Raw genomic sequence first — 20,728 nt, forward strand, 5'->3', positions numbered from 1 at the left:
GGATACGATGAGCGGTAAAAAGTTTTCCGAGGAGGCAAAACAGAAGGGATTCTAGAGGTTAGAGTAGACTCGAGACCCAGGACATTATTGTCCAGGGCCTCGCTGTACACAGCCCTCTGGCTGTATCACTAGTACTTACAGTGGCAACAATTCCAGCTCAACTCTGCGATTGGCCTGGCGCCCAGCTTCAGAGTCATTGCTGGCAATAGGATAGCGCTCACCGTAGCCTACAGCTTGAACACGACCTGAAGACACGCCCTGACCGCTGAAGAAGCTGGCTACAGAGTTAGCACGCTGCTCACTCAAGCTCTGATTGTAAACATCTGAACCAGTGCTATCGGTATGGCCGCTGACTCGAATTGCAGTTTTATCGAACTCCTGCAATACAACAGTGACCGATTCCAAGGTGTCATAGAAGTCTGTACGAATATCCGCGCGGTTAGTACCGAAGGTAATGTTACCCGGCATGATCAGGCGAATATTATCACCTTCACGCTCAACGCGTACGCCGGTACCTTCCAGGCGCTGACGCAGCAACATTTCCTGACGATCCATATAGTAACCAATGCCACCACCGATCGCCGCGCCACCCAGGGCACCTGTCAAGGCTCCCTTACCACGGTCTTTCTTACTGGCAGTAGCGACACCAACGATCGCTCCAGTTACAGCTCCAATTCCAGCCCCCTTGGCGGCATTACTGGTCTTACTTTCACCTGTGTAAGGGTCCAATGTGGAACAACCAACCATCGAACCCAGTGCCAGGGCTGCTACCCAATATTTCATTATTGGCTCTCCTAACGCATTTTTAAGTAACGGGTATTGAGCTACACATGTCTTGTGCAATCTCTGTATTGTTCAACACACTATCTGACTGGCGGCTGAACCAACCCAATGAAATTTTCCATAGACTAAAGCGAATTTATTGTCAGTTCTACTGACTAGTCCCCATTACGTACTAACTATTCATAACTACGTACCAATGACGGACAAAGTAGCGAGCAAGAAGTGATCAGCTTCCCGGTCTTCCACAAAATCTGTGGATAAAACTGTGCACTAATAAGCTATCCATGGCGCCAGCCGGCGTAAACTCTCGCCTACAGCGTTTTGCACATTTTTTAAACTCTTCAATTTTCCTTTTAAAAACAACAAGTTAGAAATCTGCTTTGACGTCAAATAGCGGTGGATATCTTCTTATTTGAGAGCAAATTTTACCAACAGCGTATGTGGAAAAGTTTGTCAATAGCCTCACGCTCCACTGAGGCAATTTTTTTAGACGCTTTTGTTTTTAAAGTCGCCACCAAGAGGCAGCGAATACCTCTATGTCTGTCACTTAGTAACAAAAAAGATTTTCATGCCAGCCCCTGTGGACTTCTATAAAAACCTTTTGTAACCACTGAATTAGTAATGCGGAGGTTTTTCATCCAGCGGCTTGCCGGCCCCCTGCATCTCAAAAGCAATCGTCCGATACTTTTCGCCCAACTCGCGCATATGTGCGAGTAGAGTGCGAATATCCGTATCCTGACGAGCAATCACATCATTTAATTGGCTTATAGTGTCTTCCTGGAAAGCCAAACGGCTCTCCAGTTCATCGACCCGCTCTACCAGAGCCTTTATTTCTTCAGTCATCACAACAACCCGTAAAGAACATCTACCAGACCGACCGCTCGACGATCCATAAATAAGCTCTGCCCCAAACGAGTTGTCACGTATCCGAAGCCCAGCCCTCTTTCCGGATCAGCAAAGCCGACACTACCACCCGCTCCCGGATGTCCAAAGCCCTGGCTACCCCCAAAGCGCAAGTCCGCAGCGGAACTGCTGCGAATAAAACCACAACCAAAACTCACCTCAGCCTGCAATACTTTATCGCGGCCATGACTCTGCTCCTTTGCCGCTTCATCTATCAACCGCTTGGGCAAAATAGTCGGCTCGTCACAGGTGAGTTCACCGTAAACCGCTGCCAGGTCTCTCGCACTGAAGTGGCCATTGGCTGCAGGAATTAAAGCACCGCGCCACTCGGAGCTATTGGTACCCATCATCAAGCTCACCGGGTTGCTAAATGCCATCGCAACAGGCCCTTTGCGGTCTTCTTTTATGGCGCGGCCAATGGCATTTTCCCGAAGCTCTGGTAAGGGTTGTTTCAGCGGGCTGACATCGGCAATTCTCTGCGAGAGGTGTCCGTTTGCCCCAAAGCCCCCATCAAGATTGAGGGGTTTGGCTAGAAATTCCCGATAAAGTTCCAACAAGGGTTTTTCGGCAACCCTTTCAATTAATCCACCCACGCTCCAGCCGTATAAAAATGGGGCGTAACCCTGTGCACTTCCGGGCTTCCACCAAGGCTCGCTCCCAGCCACCTGGTCGCAAGCGGCCTGCCAATCGTAAATCAAACTGTCTTTTACCCGCTCACGGAAAGCGACAAGTCCGCTGCGGTGGCACAGCAATTGGCGTGCGGTGACAGCTTCTTTGCCTGGGGCAAATTCAGGCCAGTAATCCGCTACCGGGCGATCCAAATCCAGTTTGCCTGCGGCAACTTGCTGCATCGCCAAAACTGCAAGAACGCCTTTGGAAGATGAGAAGACATTGGCCAATGTGTCTTCAGTAAATGGCCTCTCTGCACCCCGATCCGCACTTCCCGCCCATAAGGAACAGATTAATTCTCCATGCTGGCGCACGGCAAAGGCCGCTCCTGTATCGCCGCACTCGCGAAAATTTCTGGCAAAAGCATCGTAAAGAGCCTCTAAACCAGGGGCACAAAAGCCGTATATTTCCATGTATTTACGTCCAGATAATTCGGGTAACTCTATTGCAAGCCCGCAAGGGTAGTTTCTTCCACTCTGCGGCGCAAATCGGTAGTATGGCGCGCTTATAGTGAGGGATAAATATGAATCAGGAAAGCGCCATTCAAGATCAGATCCAGGGCAACCACTGCTTCGGTTGTGGCCCAGACAATGACCAGGGCCTGCGTATTAAAAGCTACTGGACCGAGAAGGATCAAACCCGCTGCGAGTTCCTTCCCAGCTCCCATCACAACGCTGGGCCTGCACAATATTTAAACGGTGGAATTATCGCTACGGTTATCGACTGCCATACCGTATGCACAGCCATCGCCGATGGTTACCTGCAAGCCGGACGAGCTGTCGGCACTGGTGACAAGATCTGGTATGCCACCGGCAAACTGGATATTAGCTATCTGGCACCGGCTGCCATCGATAAACCGGTCATTCTCGAAGCCACTATTGTTCAGCGCTCCTCCAAGAAAACTGTTCTGCACTGCAATCTCACCAGTAATGGACGCCTCTGCGCCAAGGCAGAAGTCATAGCAGTTCGCGTCCCTGATGAATGGTAAAACCATAAGCTGATAAATGGCTGCCGGCCCTGTTTTGGCCGGCAGTGACAAAGTGCGAATAACTTACAGCGCTTCGCTCTCTTCCATATCCTCCAGGCGATGGCCACAGAATTTGCAGTATTCCGCATCTGGGTCATGGGCACTACGGCTGCAGTTATCACAGCGCTGTTGCACTCGCTCCCGATGCATTTCTCCAGCCAATTCCGCCGTTAGAATGCCGGTAGGCACTGCAATAATTGAGTAACCAATCAGCATGGTCATTGCAGCAATGCCCTGCCCCAAAGGCGTTTGCGGAGAGATATCGCCATAACCAACGGTTGTGATGGTCACAATGGCCCAATAAACACTCGTGGGAATACTGGTAAATCCGTGGCCTGGCCCCTCCACCACAAACATCAGGGAACCAAAAATAATGCACATAACCAAAACACTGGAGTAAAAGACCAGGATTTTGCGCCGGGCCAGCCCGAGGGCTCGCAACAAGACGTTGGCATCACGTAAGTAGCGAACCAGCTTCAGGATTCGGAAGATCCGCAGCACCCGCAACAGGCGAATCACCAAAAGATAGGTGGCGCCAGTATAGAGAAGCGCCAAGTAACTGGGGAGAATTGCGAGCAGGTCCACAATCCCATAGAAACTGAAAATATATTTGCGGCGATTCACCGTGCAATATATCCGGGCGATATATTCAATGGTGAAGAGGCCAGTAAATACCCATTCCAGGCCGATGAGTAAGTGCTCATAGCGGTCGCGCACCGTACCTATGGAGGTCAGGAGCACCAAACCCACGCTGATCAGGATCGCCCAGATCAAAAAAACATCAAAATTCCGCCCTGCCCGGGTCTCGGTTCCGAAAATTACCTCATTGAGCAGTTTGCGACGTCCCGTCAACGCCATCTATCACCTCAACTACGCTGCTGTTTCATATTGCGGCAAAATTCTAACCTCTCAAGCCCCAGGGGTCGCCCCATTTTCAACATCGGTTACAGCGGCTTTAACATCCTGCGCACCTCGGGCACAATTCCCGGCATTTTCAGCAAATACCAACGGAGTATTCCCAGCCATGGCTAAGGAGAATCGTCTCGTCTATTCAACTGACCTCGGTCGAATTAAAGAGGAATCCAAGACAGAGAAGCGCCGTGATGGAGATGGCATAGTTCGAATCCAAAGGGAAACCAAGGGCCGCAAAGGAAAAGGGGTGACTTGCGTGCGCGGGCTGCCAGGCACTGACAGCGAACTCAAGCTGCTCCTGGCAGAGCTCAAGAAGCGCTGTGGCTGCGGTGGCGCTCTCAAAGATGGGGTGATTGAGATTCAGGGTGACAAGCGTACTGAGATCAAAACATTCCTGGAATCTCGCAACCACACGGTAAAACTGGCCGGCGGTTAGCCGGCCTTAAGCAGTCGCAGTGGCTTTAACTGCAACTGCTTTTCCCGCTCCAAACACTGACTCAGCAAGGCGGCTAGCTGGATATGATAGTGCTCCAGAATCGCAGCGCGAATGTGTTTGCAACGCGATTCCATAACCTGCAGAGAATCCAGCACTTCCTGTCGCCCTTGTGGCAGCTGCCTGAAAGGCTCCCCCTGAGCTTTCAAATTTATTGCCGCCGCCACGCCTTGCTCTTTTAATAGAGCCGAACTCTCCACTGCCGCTACTATGGCATCCATCTCTCGCAAAGACAGCGCCGTATATTTTTGCAGCAGTTCCCTTTCATTCAACTCTGGTGATAGGTGCTGGGCAAATATTGCCAGCGAGTGGCTATAACCAGCGAGCCGATCCAGATGTGGTGCCAAGCTATCGTAGGCGGCCAAATGGCGCAGCTGGTTCCTGGCTGTCTGGCGCTGATCCGTAGGCATAGTTACCAGGGATAGACACAGGCGCTGATAGAAAACACCATAAATCTGCTGTAATTGCTTGTGTGACTCCTCCAGTTCAGCGCGCTTAACAGCGATCTGCTCTTGAGCTCCTGCAAGGCTGGCCCCCTTCAAGCAAAAGTCTTCAGCGGTAAAAGGGATTTTGCCGCGTATCAGCGCCGCTCCCAGCTGCATTGTAAAAACCCTGATCTGCAAGTCCTCCCGGCGTCCACGCAAATCACGCAACTCCACCAGTTTACTGCGCAGCCAATCGATAGTGCCCTGCAGATCCAGCGCCTGCATTTCCGCAGAGGATGGCCTGCGCAGAGGCATCAGGGTCAAGGGCGCCAGGCGATTGAAATACTCGTCCAGTACCTCAGCAGACTCCTCTGACTCCTTACTTGAACTCAGTAAAAGTCGGTTTTCGACCATCTCACAGTCTTTGCCTGCAACTTCAGATGTCACAGCGGTTGCCAGCCCGGCAAAGTCCACAAACATGGATTGCAGGGGTATCGCAGATCTAACCTGCCCCACAAATTCCCGCTCAATCAATACCGTTACACATTCACTGTCGATCGCCTGCTGAATATCCCAGGGGTCCCTGGCCTGCGTCATAGCAGCCTCAACCACATCGCAGGTATCAACATCCAGGTTCTCCTGCATCCAACGGACGGCATCGGGAATATTTGCACAACTGCGTCCCAGCGCCTGAGCTTCGCGATTAATTTCTGTCACTAAGAGATCTGCGTGCACTAACCGGTGCCACTTCCAGGCGAAGTCTGCCAACGCATCACTACCTATTATCTGCGCCGCAACACCGTCAGCCCTCTCCTGTAGCATTACGGCACTGCCTGCGGTTAAGCGGCAATGCAGTGCCTCCAGGCGCTGCAAAATAGGGAGCAAAATATATCCACCTGTCACTAGCATACGGTGAAATGGCGCAGCCAATGCTCCCGGAGCATTATCCGGGCTAACAACACTGCGCTCATTTTCAAAAGCCCACTGCATCAGTTCCAATCGCTGCACGGTGCCGTAAGTCAACCAACCAAGTGCGCCGAGCAAACGGCCGCGATAAAAGGCGAGCCCCCGGCCCACGAGTGCCAGGACCTCCTTTCCGTCCAATGAGGCGACGCTGGCAAGCCCTACCGTAAGTGGTAAATTCTGCCTAAAAACCTGGAGAAATCCCGGCTGGGACAGAATATGGGAGTCTGCACTTACAAAGACCTGGCTGATCTTTGGCAGCCCTAACTTATCGACCAACAAATTAATTAACTTCAAGGCCTCCTTACCTTCAGAGGGCAACAGCTGACGGGGCTCCGATGATTCTCGCAAACGGGAGGATAAGCAGAAAAATGGCCAGACAAACAGCAGACCAACAAGCAGGGCGAGAAGTACGGTTAAAATACTCAGCGACACCCCCACCCAAGTAAGTTCTCCCTGCCAAACAGCCATAGGGATTTGCCATAGGACATATCCACTGGAGACAACACAAGCGAACAGTACCAACCAGAATATTGAAGGCACGATTACTGCTTTGACCAACCCCCAAACTGCCTTTCCCTGACTGGTGACACTGTCAGCCTGTAATCGACTAGTATCAGATAAATACCACTCAACCGAACCCTGGGAGCCTTCCGGCTTTATTGCTGGATTGCCTGCGGCAGGAGTGCATGAAGCGACTTTCTGGGGCTTGTCTGCTTCGAGAGTTTTCTGGCAAATAGGAACAAAAGGGTCAGTACCAGCGCGCGGCTTATCCGGCGCATCCACCGATGCAGCATTGACCTGGGCCTTGCGCCGCTGGGCGACTTTTATCTTTGCAATCAGCTCGCGGTTATCAAACCGTCCCGCCGGACAAACCTCCACTCGCAGGCCAATTTTCTGCAGACTGGTGCGAAACTCCAGCGCCTGGTCAGAAACCAACCGATCTTTAATTACCCAGCCTTTTAGTAGCAGCCTGCGTGCCTGGGGCTCCGGGATGGAGAACAACTTCGCCACATCCCGGATAACCGGACCCGGTTCTTTGGCGTGAAGTGTCCTTCCCGTGGAAACCACCTGGTACAAATCCTGGCCCGCCATCTCCCTCTCCTGTCACCAAGTGACGCAAATTGTCACATTTATTACATCTTGCGCGGAGAGTAAAAGATTCAGAGAAAATCAGTTGCGCACCAGTTCTCACCAAGCCAGTTCAAAAACAAAAATGGCAGGAAAGAAGGCAAAGTTCACAGTTTTTCTGGCACGCTTTGCCAATTTAGGAAGAAATCAGGGAGTGAATATCGCTAGAACACGCGCCGCCAGATCTGGAATAGACAACCCCTTATCTCTCGGCTTATACCAACTGTATGTGTGACTCAAGGCACCAACCAGCAAACGCCTTACCAGAGCGGGATCACCACCGGGACACTCGGCGGCCTCAATAGCGTCCAGCCATATCTGCTCATATTCCTCCCTTAGGCGCAAAACCTCCTGCTGACTCTCTTCGGATAGGCTTCTCCATTCCACCACCAGGATAGAAAAACCCGGTACTGCCAACCCATGAATAGCCTCTAATTCACACTGAATACAGGCCTGAAGCCTCTCTTGCGGTGTTCGACTCTGTTCCGCTGCGGTTCGCATTCGCGCACCGGCAAATATCGTCACCTCCCGCATTACTTCACAGAGAATCTGCTCCTTACTGGAAAAATGATGAAAAATACTGCCAGACAAAATACCCACTTCCGCAGCGAGATCCCGCACTGTTGTCCGGGCGAACCCTTTTTGCTCAAACAACCGCGCTGCAGCATTCAGCAAACGTCCACGGGCAGATTCAGGATCTGTTAGCACTCCCTCTGCCACCAAAGCACCTACCAGCTGCTGAGGCGATAACTCTTCGGGAACTTCCACGAAACCCTGCCCACTTTCAATCACGAACCACTCCCCGTATTGATCAATTTGAGTCAAGCATCTTAACGGCCCTGAGAATTTTTAATCAAATAGGCGCCAAGTGTTGAATACCAAGCGCTTGCTTGGTAGCGTTAAGCTATTCTGCGTTTTCCCACACGCAGGCGCAAGCGCCGACAAGAACAAAAAAAACTGAATAAGCCGTAAGGCCGTAAAAAAGGAAACTTTCATGCGCTATCAAAGCCAGCTGCGCTCCGGCAGCTTTAGCGAGCAAACCTATATCGTCACCGGCGGCGGCAGCGGTATTGGACGCTGCATCGCCCACGAACTGGCCAGCCTCGGCGCCCATGTAGTATTGATCGGGCGCAAACTGGACAAGCTGGAAAGGGTTGCCGGCGAGATCAACAACGATGCTGGCGAGTGCAGCTTATTCAGCCTGGACATCCGCGATGAAGAAGGGGTGCAGGAGACAGTGGGGCAAATAGTCCAGGCCCGGGGCCAAATTCACGGATTAGTGAACAATGCCGGTGGCCAGTTCCCCTCACCCCTTGAGCAGATCAACACAAAAGGGTTCGATGCTGTTGTACGCAGCAACCTGCTCGGTGGCTTTTTAATGTCCCGAGAAGTTTTTGTTCAATCTATGAAACAACACGGCGGCAGTATCGTAAATATCACCGCAGATAACGCCGGCGGTATGCCAATGATGGGGCATTCCGGTGCCGCTCGAGCAGGCATGGAAAATATTACCGAAACCTCCGCATTAGAGTGGGCGCCTTTTGGGGTTCGAGTCAACGCCGTGGCGCCAGGCTATATTCTCTCCAGCGGCTTTGATACTTACGACCCCAAATTCCTGCGCGAGCTATTACCGGGCTTCCGAGACAGTATTCCCCTCTATCGATTGGGAGAGGAAGCGGAAATTAGTGGGGCCGTGTGCTTCCTGCTTTCCGATGCCGCCAGCTATATCACCGGACAAACGCTGCGTATCGATGGTGGCTCGAGTCTCAAACATCACTCTCCCCTTTGGCAGCCACAGGCGGCTCGTAACTCTAAACGCTTCAACGGATTCCATCGCAAACGCCGGCCGCAGGTAGTGGAAGAATTGGAAGCGGAGGGCAAGCTCTAATGCAGCCGATTGATTCCCAGCTCGACAACCGCTCGGCAGAGTTCAATGACAACCAAGCTGCCATGCTGGAACAGATCAACCATTTTCGTGAAGCTGAGCAACGTCCGGTACAGGCAGAGAAAAGTAAGGCTGCGCGCTATCGTGACAGGGGCTGGCTGCTGCCAAGGGAGCGCCTTAATTTATTGCTCGACCCCGGCGCGCCTTTTGTAGAGTTGTGCTCCCTTGCTGGCTATAAACTTTTTGACGACCAGGATGGTACCGGTGCGGGTGGCGGAGCCATTTGTGGCATTGGCCAGGTCAGCGGACAACGTTGCATGGTTCGGGTGGATAACTATGCCGTAAAAGGTGGCACCATCTCACCAGCCGGGATGGATAAAGCCCTGCGAATGCAGAGGATCGCTCTGGAGAATCATTTGCCGATTGTCGCCCTGGCACAAAGTGGTGGTGCCAACCTGATGTATGCCAGCGACACTTTCGCTCCCGGCGGGCGGGGGTTTGCTAACCAGGCTCGAATGTCCGCTGCCGGTATTCCGCAAGTAACCGTGGTACATGGCGGCGCTACTGCCGGCGGTGCTTACCAGCCAGGCCTATCAGATTATGTGGTCATGGTACGCGGGCAAACCGGTATGTATCTTGCTGGGCCGCCGCTACTGAAAGCAGCCACCGGTGAAATTGCCGATGCGGAAAGCCTCGGCGGAGCGGAAATGCACTGTACCGAATCCGGCAGTGGCGATTACTTAGCTGAGAACGACGCCGATGGTATCCGCATAGCGAGGGAAATTATTGCCGCCCTCCCCTCACCCATTAAAAGCTCAGTACAAAAAGACTACCGAGACCCATTGCATCCTATCGACGACCTGCTCGGCCTGATTCCAGCAGACAGCAAAAAGCCCTACGACGTGCGCGAAATTCTCGCTCGTGTCGCCGACGGCTCTGCCATGCTGGATTTCAAGCCGGAATTTGATCGACAAACCGTATGTGGCCATATTCGTATTGAAGGCTTTCCTGTAGGAATTATTGGGAATAACGGCCCGATCACCCCCAAGGGGGCTAACAAGGCCGCGCAATTTATTCAGTTGTGCGAACAGAGTGGCACGCCACTGCTGTTTTTACATAACACCACCGGCTTTATGGTGGGTACCGAGGTGGAGCGCAACGGCATCATCAAGCACGGGGCCAAAATGATTCAGGCCGTGGCCAATGCCAGCGTACCAAAACTCAGTATTGTCGTGGGCGGTTCCTACGGGGCCGGCAACTACGCCATGTGCGGTCGCGGATTCGATCCCCGCTTTATTTTTGCCTGGCCCAATTCCCGCACCGCAGTTATGGGTGCAGCCCAGGCCGGCAAGGTAATGCGCATCGTCACCGAGCAAAAAATGCAACGCAGTGGCAATGTGGATGAGACGGTATTGGACAAATTGGAAAATGACACCAGCGCATTTATGCATGGCAATTCCGATGCTCTCGCCTGCAGTGCACGCCTCTGGGATGACGGCATTATCGATCCCCGCGATACACGCAAACTTTTAGGCATGTTGCTAGAAATTTGCAATGAGGCCGAGCAGAGAAAACTCAATAAAAATACCTTTGGCGTAGCTAGGTTCTAATGAAAAACCGGGGCAACAAGGAAGTGCGGTTGCCCATTAACACAATCACCGGGTTCACACTTCAAGGCAGGGAAAACAATAATGATATTTAGCGATCAACACCGGGAACTGCAGCGCACCGTACAAAACTTTGTACAGCAGGAAATCAATCCCAATGTGGCGGAATGGGAAAAGGCCGGCCGCTTTCCTATCCACGAAATTTTCCAACAACTGGCCAACCTGGGCCTGCTGGGCATCAGCAAGTCCACGGACTTCGGTGGTCTGGGCCTCGACTTCAGTTACGAAACCGTTTTCCTGGAAGAGCTGGGCAGCGCTCACTGTGGCGGCGTACCTCTGTCAATTTCAGTGCAAACCTCCATGTGCACCCCGGCTCTGGCTAATTTTGGCAGCCAGGATTTGAAAGAGCAGTTCCTGATTCCCGCTGTGAGTGGCGAGATGATCGGTGCAATTGCCGTTTCCGAACCCGGCGCCGGTTCCGATGTTGCTTCGATTAAGACCACCGCCAAGAGCGATGGCGACGACTATGTGATTAACGGCAGCAAGATGTGGATCACCAACGCCCCCTGCGCCGATTTTTTCTGCACCCTGGTCAATACCAGTGAGGGCAAAGCCCATAGCAACAAGTCCCTGGTCATTATTCCGGCGAAAACGCCTGGTGTACGCATCGGCGAAAAACTCGACAAATTAGGCATGCGCTCATCGGAAACCGCTCCCATCTTTTTTGACAATGTACGGGTGCCCAAACATTTCCGTATCGGCGATGAAGGTGCCGGATTCCTATTGCAGATGCTTCAGTTCCAGGAAGAACGCCTCGCCGGCGCCGCGCTGAACTTAAAAGGCCTGGAGCACTGTGTAACCAGCACCATCGACTATGTGCGCGAACGCCATGCCTTTAAAGCGCCATTGATCGACAATCAAACTATCCACTTTGCCCTCGCAGAAATGCAGACCGAAGTGGAATGCCTGCGCTCTCTAACCTGGCGCGCGGTGGAAGCTTATGTGGCAGGTGAAGATGTCACTACCCTTGCTTCAATGGCCAAGCTCAAGGCTGGTCGCCTGTCCCGCTCTATTCCCGATCAGTGCCTGCAGTTCTGGGGTGGCATGGGCTATATCGAGGAGACTGTAATCAACCGCGCTTACCGGGATAGCCGTCTAACCGCTATCGGCGGCGGTGCAGATGAAGTAATGCTCGGCATTATCTGTAAGCTGATGGGCATACTGCCCAGCAAACGCAAACCCACCGCGTGAGGTCAGGCCATGGAGACAATTATTGATGAAACCATCGGCATCGCCCGCCATCTCACGCTAAATCGCCCGCAACAGCGCAACGCCATCAGCTTGCAAATGGTAGATGAGCTTCTGCAAAAACTCGTAGAAGCGGAAGAAGATCCTCAGGTGCGAGCGTTGGTACTGCGGGGTGCAGAACACAACTTCTGCGCCGGTGGCGATATTGCCGATATGCTCAATGCTCAGCAGGGCGCGAGCGATGGAAATAGTGATGTGTTTTTTCACCTAAACCGTCGTTTCGGTGAATTGATGGAGCGATTTAATCGCACCCCTTTAATAGTCATTGCCGTATTGGAAGGTGCCGTAATGGGCGGTGGTTTCGGGCTCGCTTGCAGTGCCGATATTGCCATTGCCGATCGCAGTTGCCGCTTCGCCCTTCCGGAAACCCGCCTGGGTTTACCGCCTGCACAAATTGCTCCCTTTGTCGTGGCACGGGTCGGCCTCTCCCAGGCCCGGCGCCTGGCCCTGAGCGGAGCAAAAGTCAACGCACAGCAGGCCTTGGAAATTGGGTTAATCCACCAATTGCTCGATAATTCCGAAGCCCTCGAAGGCGCGCTGCAGGAACACTTGGGTGCGATCAATGCCTGCGCTCCCGGCGCCCTGGCAACGACCAAGCAGATCTTGCTGGATGCTGCACGGGTGAGCGATGAGACTGCCCTCGGCCAACTGCTCGACGGCGCTGCGCAGCAGTTTTCCCGTGCAATTCAAGGCCATGAAGGGCGGGAAGGCGCCCGTGCATTTCTGGAAAAACGATCACCGGAGTGGCAGCACTGATGTCGACAACAGAGACCCTGTTAATCGCCAATCGAGGCGAGATCGCACTGCGAATTATGCGAACTGCTCGGGCGGAAGGCTATCGCACAGTCGCCGTCTACAGCGATGCGGACTGCGATGCACTTCACGCACAGACTGCCGATATCGCCGTAGCCATTGGCGGGCAGACTTCGGCGGAGTCCTATCTGGATATCCAAAAAATTCTCGCCGCAGCTAAAAAATCCGGAGCCACTGCCGTCCACCCTGGCTACGGCTTTCTCGCTGAGAATGCGGAATTTGCCAGCGCTTGCGAAGAGAATGGACTGAGTTTTGTTGGCCCGAGTGCTGAAGTCATAGAATTGATGGGCAACAAACGCAAAGCCAAGGAGTTTACTGCCGCTGCCGGCGTACCCTGTATTCCCGGCTTCCAGGGTGCCCAGGACGACGACACCCTGGTCGCCGAGGCGCGACGCATTGGCTTCCCGTTAATGATCAAAGCTGCCGCAGGCGGTGGTGGGCGCGGCATGCGCCTGGCTCACGGAGACAACGAGCTGGCCTCCCAGTTGCGTGCTGCCCGCAGTGAATCCATGAGTGCATTCGGCAGCGACGAGTTGATTCTGGAAAAGGCACTGGTCAACGCTCGCCATATCGAAATCCAGGTATTTGCGGATCGTCATGGCAACTGTATTCACCTGGGGGAGCGAGATTGCTCCGTACAACGACGCCATCAAAAAGTGGTCGAAGAGTGCCCTTCCCCAGCGGTCGACACCCAGCTGCGGGAAAGAATGGGGCAAGCCGCAGTCGATGCCGCGCGAGCCTGCGGTTATCTAGGCGCGGGCACCGTAGAGTTTCTACTCTGCCCCAATGGCGAATTCTATTTCCTGGAAATGAACACCCGGTTGCAAGTAGAGCACCCGGTAACAGAAATGGTAACCGGTTTTGACCTGGTAGCTTGGCAACTGGCAGTAGCACGCGGCGAAGCCCTATGCGTTTCCCAGCAGAGAGTCACCCAGCAGGGGCACGCTATTGAAGTCCGCCTGTATGCCGAAGACCCGGAACAACAATTCCTGCCCCAGGCCGGAAAAGTACTCCACTGGGTAGCGCCAAAGGGAGAAGGAATCCGTATCGACCACGCTTTGAAAAATGGTTGTGAAATTACGCCATTTTACGACCCCATGCTCGGCAAATTAATTGCCTGGGGGCAGGATCGAGAAGAAGCTCGGCGCAAGCTAACCCAAGCCCTAAGCCAGCTGGAATTTATCGGTCCTAAAAACAATATCCATTTCCTGCAGAAGATCCTGGCCGAATCACAGTTTATCGCTGGCGATGCCGATACCAGTTTTCTCGACCAAAACAGCACGCTGACATCCGCAGAATCGGTTCCAGCAGTAGTTTCAGCCCAAGCCGCATTACTGAATCACTTGCACCAAGCCAACCCTCAGGATCGGCGCAGCGGCCGCAGTGACTGGCGCAGTGGCGACAACAGCGTGCCGACCAACTACCGACTGGAAATTTCAGGACAAACTCTAAACTGTGAGCTGCTGGCGTTAGTAGATAATTCTTATCAAATCTCAGTAGGCGACCAGCAGTTCCTGATTCAGTGGGTCCATTTTGAGAAATCACAAAAAGAAAGTGGAGTTTATAGCGCTGAACTCCTGCTGGATGGCGTTAGCCAAAAGAGACTGTTCCTAGCCAACCAAAGCAATCTGCATCTCCTGTTAGACGGCAGGCAATTTCATTTTGTCGATATCACCCACGCCCCCGCCAAATCGAGCCTTAACGAAGGAAGTGGTCGCATCACGGCTCCTATGGACGGTTGCCTGGTGCAGGTATTGGTTGAGCCCAATCAAAGCGTTCAGCGGGGAGACACTATCGCCTTAATGGAAGCCATGAAAATGGAGCACGCCCTGCGCGCAGACCGCGACGGTACCGTAATTAAACTGGGCGCCTGTGAAGGAGACCAGGTACGCGGTGGCCAGCTGTTAGTTCAGATCGAAGCCACTCCCACGGAAACCGCCAAAATCCCCAGCGACGCTACTTCCTAAAGGAGATCAGCATGTACGATATTGATGCCTCCCGCATGGCAAGCCCCTTCTATGACGAAGGCCATCAGGAATGGCGCACCCAGTTGCGCCGCTTTGTCGACCGTGAGATTACTCCCTACATCACTCAATGGGACGAAGACGGCGAGCTACCCGCCGAGCTTTGGAAAAAAGCCGCAGAAGTTGGCCTTCTGCAGATGAGTTATCCGGAAAACTACGGCGGCATCGAAACCGATGTCTTCCATATGATTGTTGCCGCAGAGGAGTTAGCCCGCCCCGGCGCTGGTGGCCTCTACGCCAGCCTGATGGTCCACGGCATTGCCCTGCCCCCATTACTGCACTATGGCAGTGAGGCCCTAAAAGATCAGGTTATTCCCTCGGTATTACGTGGCGAAAAGCATATTTCCCTGGCTGTTACCGAGCCAGGCGCAGGCTCCGATGTAGCCAATCTCCAGTGCCGCGCAGTGCGTGATGGGGATGACTATATCGTTACCGGCGAAAAGACCTATATCACCGGCGGTATGCGCGCTAACTGGTTTACTACTGCCGTGCGCACTGGCGAGGAAGGCTTCGGCGGTATCTCCCTGCTCTTAATCCCTGCGGATGCCGAAGGCGTTAGCCGGCAGCTGCTCGATAAAAAGCAGGGCTGGTGGTGTTCTGATACGGCCAGTATCTTTTTTGATCAGGTACGCATCCCCGCGAGTAATCTAATTGGCGGTGAGAACCAAGGTTTCTTACCCATAGTGCACAACTTCAATCGCGAGCGCCTGGGCATTGCCGCCTCTTGTGTAGAGTTCAGCCGGGTCTGTTTGCAGGACGCCATTGAGTGGGCCCAGGAGCGCCAGACTTTCGGAAAGCGTCTCGCCAATCACCAAGTGATTCGACACAAATTTGCCCAGATGCTTCAACGTATCAATGCCACCCAAGCCTATCTGGACCTCTGTGCCTGGGCAGAGCAACAACATCAGCTCAAAGTAGCGGATATCGCACTACTCAAAGTCCAAGCCACAGAAACCCTTGAGTTCTGCGCTCGGGAGGCTATGCAGGTGTTGGGTGGCGCAGGCTATATGCGTGGCAGCCGTGTTGAGCGTATATATCGTGAAGTGCGGGTGAATGCGATTGGTGGCGGATCTGAAGAAATTATGCGGGATCTGGCGTCCAGGCAAATGGGGATTTAGTGAGTGTAAGGCCCCCCTGAAAACACCATATTAATAGTTACGAAGCTTTATTTGGGGTAGTTACTTTGACTCAGGCAACAGCAAATTCTTAAGAGAACGATTAACTACCCACTTTATAACCATCTCAATAACTACCAAAGGAATGAAAATATAGAGATAGCGAAGAGAATTATGTGATATTTAGAAAATTCATCCCAAAAATTCATTTTTCCATATAGTAATTCTGCATAAGGATCACCAAAGATCCAATCCGGCCTCTCCCTTCGAGCCAACTTGTTACATACAGCCTGAAAGGCATAAAAGGAAGAGCCCCTCGGCTTGAAAAACAAAGCCATCGGACTTCCATCCCTAAGCCATTTCTCATGGTGCCTCTCAAATTGGTACTTAATCAGATCAGATAACTTAAGGTGACTGATTAAAATCGTAACTGAGAAGGAAAAAAACACTATAGTAAAAAAATTAAACATAGCCCAATTCGGGAACCCAACTTATATAGCGCTGACACTTAGTCAAAAATTAATTGGCACCCAACTGTGTAGCTCAGGCTCGCAATAACACGAGCCCGAGATCAGACTTAAACGCAGCTACCCTTACTTCTTGTCCTGAATGAAATCCCTTACCTGCTCACTTAGTACGGCCATAGGAACATTGCCATTTCTCAGAATGATTTCATGGAAGTCCTTAATATCGAAGTCCTCACCAAGTTCATTTTGCATCAGTTCTCGCAAGGCGAAAATCTCGAGGGCACCAGAATCATAAGAGGTAAGCTGCGCAGGCATAACCGCCATTCGGTCCATCAGAGTCCTCGGGCCTTTAGCAAATGAAGCGCCAGAATCCTGCAAAAACTCCGCAACCTTTTCATCACTCCAACCGAGTACATGCATTGCGGTATCCGCTACCATACCTCGCGCAGGCCATGCTCGCCTTAGGATCTTGGTTGACCCATACTGATACATTCCCGCTTCTTCCGCTAGATGTTCAGAGTACCTACCCCAACCTTCAGCAAAAGCAGAGTTAGACAAAGCATCTTCTATTTTGTGAAACTTTTCTTGCTCTTGTACGAGAGCAATTTGCATATGATGGCCCGGGTACCCTTCGTGGATAGTAACCTTCTCTGCAGAAGCGTAAGACTCATCCTTGTAAGTTGTCGGATCATATCCAAATCTCGCCTTGCGCTCCTTGGTGCCCGGAATATAGTGTGCGCTGCGACCTGAGCCCTGTTCATGCTCAGGGATAGCTTTTACTTCCATTTCGATCAAAGGCATTTCATGGAAGAAGTCAACGGTTAAATCTCTAGACTTATCTACCAGGCGCTCATAAAACTGATGCATCTCATCAGCGCTATTAAATTTCTGAGTTTTATCCTCACTGGCCCTTGCCACTGCCTCAGAATAGGAATCTACTTGATAGAACTCCTTGCCTAAGCGAACCACTTCGCTCTTGTTTGAGTTGACAGCACTTAAACCCAACTCAAAAACTTCTTCTGGTGTTCTCTGCAAAGTCGTATAAGAACGATACTGAGCCATATAACATTCACGGCCATTAGGGATCGCATGGATACCAAGCTCGGCTCTGGCTTCAGGTAAATAGGCAGACTCTAGAAAATTCTTGTAATTCTCCATTGAGGGGATAACGTGATCTGAAAGCACCTGTTTAAATGCAGCTTCAAACTCAGGGTCCCCAGCTTTCTTCGCTAACCACAAGAAGGGGTGCTCATCGATAGGTACTTGGGTCAACCCATCAACTTGCTGAATGACTCGCTTAACCACACTCTGAGGTGCGGAGTAACCTTGCTCTAACCCCCGGCGGAGATTGGCTATTTCTTGCTCATAGTAACGAGCCGCGTCAAGCCAACGTTCAATCGCATCTGCCTTTTCTTGGGCTGTTTCAACCGGCTGTACCTCGGTCAAAAAGCCAAGAATGATATGAGGGCCAAACATATGATCAACAGACCAGAGTTCAGTTTTACACACCCTTAGGCCAACATTGGACTCTAATCGCTCTTTCAGTTTGAAGTAGAATACCTTTTCCTGATCATTTTTTAGACCATTAAGATCTATCTCTGCCAATTTATTGAGTATTCTGTCCTCAGATGCCGCTAGAGAGGCAGCGTTACTGGGGGAGTTACTTAAAAAAAGGTTGTGCCTATCCAGCTCCATATCTGAGAAGTAAGCGTACGGCTGGAAGTTTTCTAAATAAGCTTCGGCATATTGATCCGCTAGATCATGGAGTAGCGCCGAGTTGTCAATAGCTTCCCTACCGGCCACATCAGTTTGGTTATCAATAACTGAGCATCCCATTAGGACCGATGAAACTACCAATACACCTAAACCCGCTCTTTTTACATTAATCATTCTTATAAGACCGCAACATAAAACTCATTAAAAAGGTTTCTACAAAGAAAACTTCAACTTCCTGTTTTATAGTAGGCACTGTAACAAAATGAGTTTCAACACCTCAAATGCGGAATATCGGCGAAGCGAGGATATTTATAGATAAATCCCAGAGATAGAGCGCGGAACTCGTTTAATTGGCAGAGTCATAAATAACAAGCGCTAGCAACTTGACATAGAGACCACCTAAACCTCCCTTAACCTATGCACTTGAAGGGTATGGCGATGCATAAGAAGCCCACTTTGATAAAAATGGGCTTCTTAAAGAACAGTAATTCCTTATAACACCGATGAATGTTACTTCATTTATATTACGGCACTAACTGGTAGCTATTACCTAAGTCGTCTTGTACCACCTCAGCAATACCATCGATGGCGGAAACTTCTAATGGCTCACTTAGAATGCGACTTCTAAATGTCCAGCCTTCTGGCAGATTGAGGCGACTTCCCAGGTCTTTTAAATCGTCAAACTGAAAATCAGAGACCTCAATACGACTAAATGATTGCATAATATACACCTGCCCATTGATATCAGTTAGCTCATAAACACGGCGGCCTTCATAAAACAACCAAGTATTATTCCTTAGTACTTGTCCAGGAATATAGGAAACACTCTCTCCGAGATCAGAACTATAATTCATGGTGGTCAATAAGCGCATTTCTAAGTCACCGAAAAAACGATGTTCATCATCCGGACTAGGTGAGACAATATCGCCACCTAAAATTTCATCCACCACAAAAAAACGCGGCCCATTAGGGATTGCTAAAAGCGCACCATACTCAATTTCTATATCGCTGAAGTTGATAGCATCCCACTGATTTTGGGGACAAAAATTAACACCCGGGGTACCCCAAATCTCTGTTGACTCCTCAGCTCCGTCTAGATAAGACAGTAATATCTCACAATAGCGAAAATTAAAGAGTGGACCGCCAACTTGCAATGGTTCCTCAACCGTAGTATTTCGCAAGAAATCTAAAAAGTGTATGGCCAATTCCTCGCCTACATCGTCTTGAATAAAGTGGCCTGCAGCAAAGCGCCTATGATCACCATCATCCGAACCTGGTACATGCTCCACCCACTTCTGTTGCGTTTCAATACTCCCCAAGTTGATATCATACTCACCGGCATTAAACATAAATGGGTTGTGAAAAGCTCCAAGTGTTTTCCAGGCAGAAAAATTCTGCATTTCAATGCCTACCATCATCGCAGGAAATGCTCGTATTGCCGCTTTATACTCAATATTTGGGTAGGGGGCGTTATACGCAAGTACTTCCTCATCACTTAGCAGGTTAATAGTCAATGTTTGTACCACATCTCCAGCAATTAATTCCGGTACACTAGAAGCATAGTTAATCCATTGTTGGAATCCCTCCACCCTGTCAGTCGACTTTGAAGTAAAGAATGTTTCTGCATCACCCAGTGATTCATCAATCTCAAAAGTCGGGTATATATAAGGATTTCCCCCCAATGGAATCACCGGAAGGTCACCATTCGCGACAACTAGCCTTCCGATAACTTGTGGCATATCACCTGCAATACGAAGACCAATAACACTTCCCCAATCTTGTACAAACAGATTAATATCAGTTAAATTTAACTTATCAATAAACGCCTTAGTCCAAGCAACATGTTGTTCATATTGATGAACTGTGACGTCGATCGGCTTGTCTGACCTTCCCATTCCAATATGATCTGGTGCAATCACTCGGTAACCGGCATCAGCAAGGATAGGGATCATTTTTCGGTATAAATAGGACCAGCTGGGTTGACCATGTAGTAACAGTATAACTTCACCATTATCAGGCCCAACATCCACGTAATGCATATTTAAGCCGTCAATTTCTACGTAACTTGGCTCAAACTCATATCCGGAAAGGGAGTCAAAACAGGCATCGGGAGTAACAATGTATTCCAAACCCGTAGCGGTTGCATGTATTTCACTTTCAGACAATTTACAAGCATCGCTATTTGGGCCTGTAACTAAGGGAATCTCTGTCCCTGAGACATCTTCAGAGTTATCCGAGTCACAAGCAACCAATAGGGAACCCAAAAAGCAGATACCGAACAGGCACCGGAATAGAGAGATATACTGGGGAGTTATAGATATAGAGACAAAAGAATAATTCATAATATAAACCTTCCTTTTACATTAAATAAAAATTCCTTTAACTGGAGAGGATATTCATATCACCATCAGAGCATCCACCCATGACAGAATTGTGCGGATGGTGAAAATCTCCGCACGACCAGAACTGTTGGAAGTTTTATCATTA

The 20,728-nt window shown here is 50.8% G+C and carries 16 protein-coding genes; 8 read left to right on the plus strand and 8 right to left on the minus strand.

Features of this window, described 5'->3' with window-relative positions; translation table 11 throughout:
* Positions 1-135: 135 nt before the first annotated feature.
* From ACJJIE_RS07430 to ACJJIE_RS07440, 3 genes are all read right to left on the minus strand, one after another.
* The gene (locus ACJJIE_RS07430) at positions 136-783 is read right to left on the minus strand and encodes a YiaD family glycine zipper/OmpA-like lipoprotein (RefSeq protein ID WP_282933168.1); all 648 of its coding nucleotides are present in this window, start codon (positions 781-783) and stop codon (positions 136-138) included.
* 615 nt (positions 784-1,398) lie between these two features.
* Positions 1,399-1,626 (minus strand): SlyX family protein, encoded by a 228-nt coding sequence (locus ACJJIE_RS07435; protein ID WP_444894132.1) that lies wholly within the window; start codon positions 1,624-1,626, stop codon positions 1,399-1,401.
* Complete coding sequence (locus tag ACJJIE_RS07440; protein ID WP_444894133.1) at positions 1,626-2,768, minus strand: serine hydrolase domain-containing protein; 1,143 nt, start codon at positions 2,766-2,768, stop codon at positions 1,626-1,628. Before ACJJIE_RS07440 ends, ACJJIE_RS07435 begins: the two co-directional genes overlap by 1 nt.
* A gap of 110 nt (positions 2,769-2,878) precedes the next feature.
* On the opposite strand from ACJJIE_RS07440, the gene ACJJIE_RS07445 reads away from it, so the two are divergent.
* The gene (locus tag ACJJIE_RS07445; protein ID WP_444894134.1) at positions 2,879-3,343 is read left to right on the plus strand and encodes a PaaI family thioesterase; all 465 of its coding nucleotides are present in this window, start codon (positions 2,879-2,881) and stop codon (positions 3,341-3,343) included.
* Positions 3,344-3,406: 63 nt separating this feature from the next.
* On the opposite strand, the gene ACJJIE_RS07450 is transcribed toward ACJJIE_RS07445, so the two are convergent.
* Positions 3,407-4,240 carry an ion transporter gene (locus ACJJIE_RS07450; protein ID WP_413665480.1) on the minus strand — a complete coding sequence of 278 codons (834 nt, stop codon included), beginning with the start codon at positions 4,238-4,240 and terminating at the stop codon, positions 3,407-3,409.
* Between the two features lie 166 nt (positions 4,241-4,406).
* On the opposite strand from ACJJIE_RS07450, the gene yciH reads away from it, so the two are divergent.
* The gene (yciH, locus tag ACJJIE_RS07455) at positions 4,407-4,730 is read left to right on the plus strand and encodes a stress response translation initiation inhibitor YciH (protein WP_282933173.1); all 324 of its coding nucleotides are present in this window, start codon (positions 4,407-4,409) and stop codon (positions 4,728-4,730) included.
* Here yciH and ACJJIE_RS07460 read toward each other — a convergent pair.
* Together ACJJIE_RS07460 and ACJJIE_RS07465 are read right to left on the minus strand one after the other, a co-directional pair.
* Positions 4,727-7,270 (minus strand): hypothetical protein, encoded by a 2,544-nt coding sequence (locus ACJJIE_RS07460; protein WP_444894135.1) that lies wholly within the window; start codon positions 7,268-7,270, stop codon positions 4,727-4,729. The two genes, yciH and ACJJIE_RS07460, sit on opposite strands and share 4 nt — an antisense overlap.
* Before the next feature lie 183 nt (positions 7,271-7,453).
* Positions 7,454-8,098, minus strand: coding sequence for a TetR/AcrR family transcriptional regulator (locus ACJJIE_RS07465; protein ID WP_444894136.1), 645 nt, complete (start codon positions 8,096-8,098; stop codon positions 7,454-7,456).
* A 202-nt stretch (positions 8,099-8,300) separates the two neighbouring features.
* On the opposite strand from ACJJIE_RS07465, the gene ACJJIE_RS07470 reads away from it, so the two are divergent.
* From ACJJIE_RS07470 to ACJJIE_RS07495, 6 genes are all read left to right on the plus strand, one after another.
* Positions 8,301-9,194, plus strand: a complete 894-nt coding sequence (locus ACJJIE_RS07470; RefSeq protein WP_444894137.1) for an SDR family oxidoreductase — start codon at positions 8,301-8,303, stop codon at positions 9,192-9,194.
* Positions 9,194-10,801, plus strand: coding sequence for an acyl-CoA carboxylase subunit beta (locus tag ACJJIE_RS07475; protein ID WP_444894138.1), 1,608 nt, complete (start codon positions 9,194-9,196; stop codon positions 10,799-10,801). The genes ACJJIE_RS07470 and ACJJIE_RS07475 overlap by 1 nt, the downstream gene beginning before the upstream one ends.
* 81 nt (positions 10,802-10,882) lie before the next feature.
* Positions 10,883-12,049, plus strand: a complete 1,167-nt coding sequence (locus ACJJIE_RS07480) for an acyl-CoA dehydrogenase family protein (protein ID WP_413665474.1) — start codon at positions 10,883-10,885, stop codon at positions 12,047-12,049.
* Between the two features lie 9 nt (positions 12,050-12,058).
* The gene (locus ACJJIE_RS07485; protein ID WP_444894139.1) at positions 12,059-12,862 is read left to right on the plus strand and encodes an enoyl-CoA hydratase/isomerase family protein; all 804 of its coding nucleotides are present in this window, start codon (positions 12,059-12,061) and stop codon (positions 12,860-12,862) included.
* Positions 12,862-14,886 carry an acetyl/propionyl/methylcrotonyl-CoA carboxylase subunit alpha gene (locus ACJJIE_RS07490; RefSeq protein ID WP_444894140.1) on the plus strand — a complete coding sequence of 675 codons (2,025 nt, stop codon included), beginning with the start codon at positions 12,862-12,864 and terminating at the stop codon, positions 14,884-14,886. The genes ACJJIE_RS07485 and ACJJIE_RS07490 overlap by 1 nt, the downstream gene beginning before the upstream one ends.
* A gap of 11 nt (positions 14,887-14,897) precedes the next feature.
* Entirely contained in the window at positions 14,898-16,061 is a 1,164-nt protein-coding gene (locus ACJJIE_RS07495; RefSeq protein WP_444894141.1) for an acyl-CoA dehydrogenase family protein, read from the plus strand.
* Between the two features lie 590 nt (positions 16,062-16,651).
* Here the strand turns inward: ACJJIE_RS07495 and ACJJIE_RS07500 are convergent.
* Entirely contained in the window at positions 16,652-18,415 is a 1,764-nt protein-coding gene (locus tag ACJJIE_RS07500) for a DUF885 domain-containing protein (protein ID WP_444894142.1), read from the minus strand.
* Between the two features lie 350 nt (positions 18,416-18,765).
* Positions 18,766-20,583: a haloalkane dehalogenase gene (locus tag ACJJIE_RS07505; RefSeq protein WP_444894143.1), complete on the minus strand. Its 1,818-nt coding sequence runs from the start codon at positions 20,581-20,583 to the stop codon at positions 18,766-18,768.
* Positions 20,584-20,728: the final 145 nt, after the last annotated feature.

It is taken from the genome of Microbulbifer maximicatervae (SeqCode) (assembly GCF_052467325.1).

Bases quoted from the DNA above. Each gene is read 5' to 3' on its own strand.
- ACJJIE_RS07460 (WP_444894135.1), bottom strand. From the start codon at position 7,270: ATGGCGGGCCAGGATTTGTACCAGGTGGTTTCCACGGGAAGGACACTT.
- ACJJIE_RS07445 (WP_444894134.1), top strand. From the start codon at position 2,879: ATGAATCAGGAAAGCGCCATTCAAGATCAGATCCAGGGCAACCACTGC.
- yciH (WP_282933173.1), top strand. From the start codon at position 4,407: ATGGCTAAGGAGAATCGTCTCGTCTATTCAACTGACCTCGGTCGAATT.
- ACJJIE_RS07450 (WP_413665480.1), bottom strand. From the start codon at position 4,240: ATGGCGTTGACGGGACGTCGCAAACTGCTCAATGAGGTAATTTTCGGA.
- ACJJIE_RS07470 (WP_444894137.1), top strand. From the start codon at position 8,301: ATGCGCTATCAAAGCCAGCTGCGCTCCGGCAGCTTTAGCGAGCAAACC.
- ACJJIE_RS07430 (WP_282933168.1), bottom strand. From the start codon at position 783: ATGAAATATTGGGTAGCAGCCCTGGCACTGGGTTCGATGGTTGGTTGT.
- ACJJIE_RS07500 (WP_444894142.1), bottom strand. From the start codon at position 18,415: ATGATTAATGTAAAAAGAGCGGGTTTAGGTGTATTGGTAGTTTCATCG.
- ACJJIE_RS07475 (WP_444894138.1), top strand. From the start codon at position 9,194: ATGCAGCCGATTGATTCCCAGCTCGACAACCGCTCGGCAGAGTTCAAT.
- ACJJIE_RS07435 (WP_444894132.1), bottom strand. From the start codon at position 1,626: ATGACTGAAGAAATAAAGGCTCTGGTAGAGCGGGTCGATGAACTGGAG.
- ACJJIE_RS07505 (WP_444894143.1), bottom strand. From the start codon at position 20,583: ATGAATTATTCTTTTGTCTCTATATCTATAACTCCCCAGTATATCTCT.
- ACJJIE_RS07485 (WP_444894139.1), top strand. From the start codon at position 12,059: ATGGAGACAATTATTGATGAAACCATCGGCATCGCCCGCCATCTCACG.
- ACJJIE_RS07490 (WP_444894140.1), top strand. From the start codon at position 12,862: ATGTCGACAACAGAGACCCTGTTAATCGCCAATCGAGGCGAGATCGCA.
- ACJJIE_RS07480 (WP_413665474.1), top strand. From the start codon at position 10,883: ATGATATTTAGCGATCAACACCGGGAACTGCAGCGCACCGTACAAAAC.
- ACJJIE_RS07440 (WP_444894133.1), bottom strand. From the start codon at position 2,768: ATGGAAATATACGGCTTTTGTGCCCCTGGTTTAGAGGCTCTTTACGAT.
- ACJJIE_RS07495 (WP_444894141.1), top strand. From the start codon at position 14,898: ATGTACGATATTGATGCCTCCCGCATGGCAAGCCCCTTCTATGACGAA.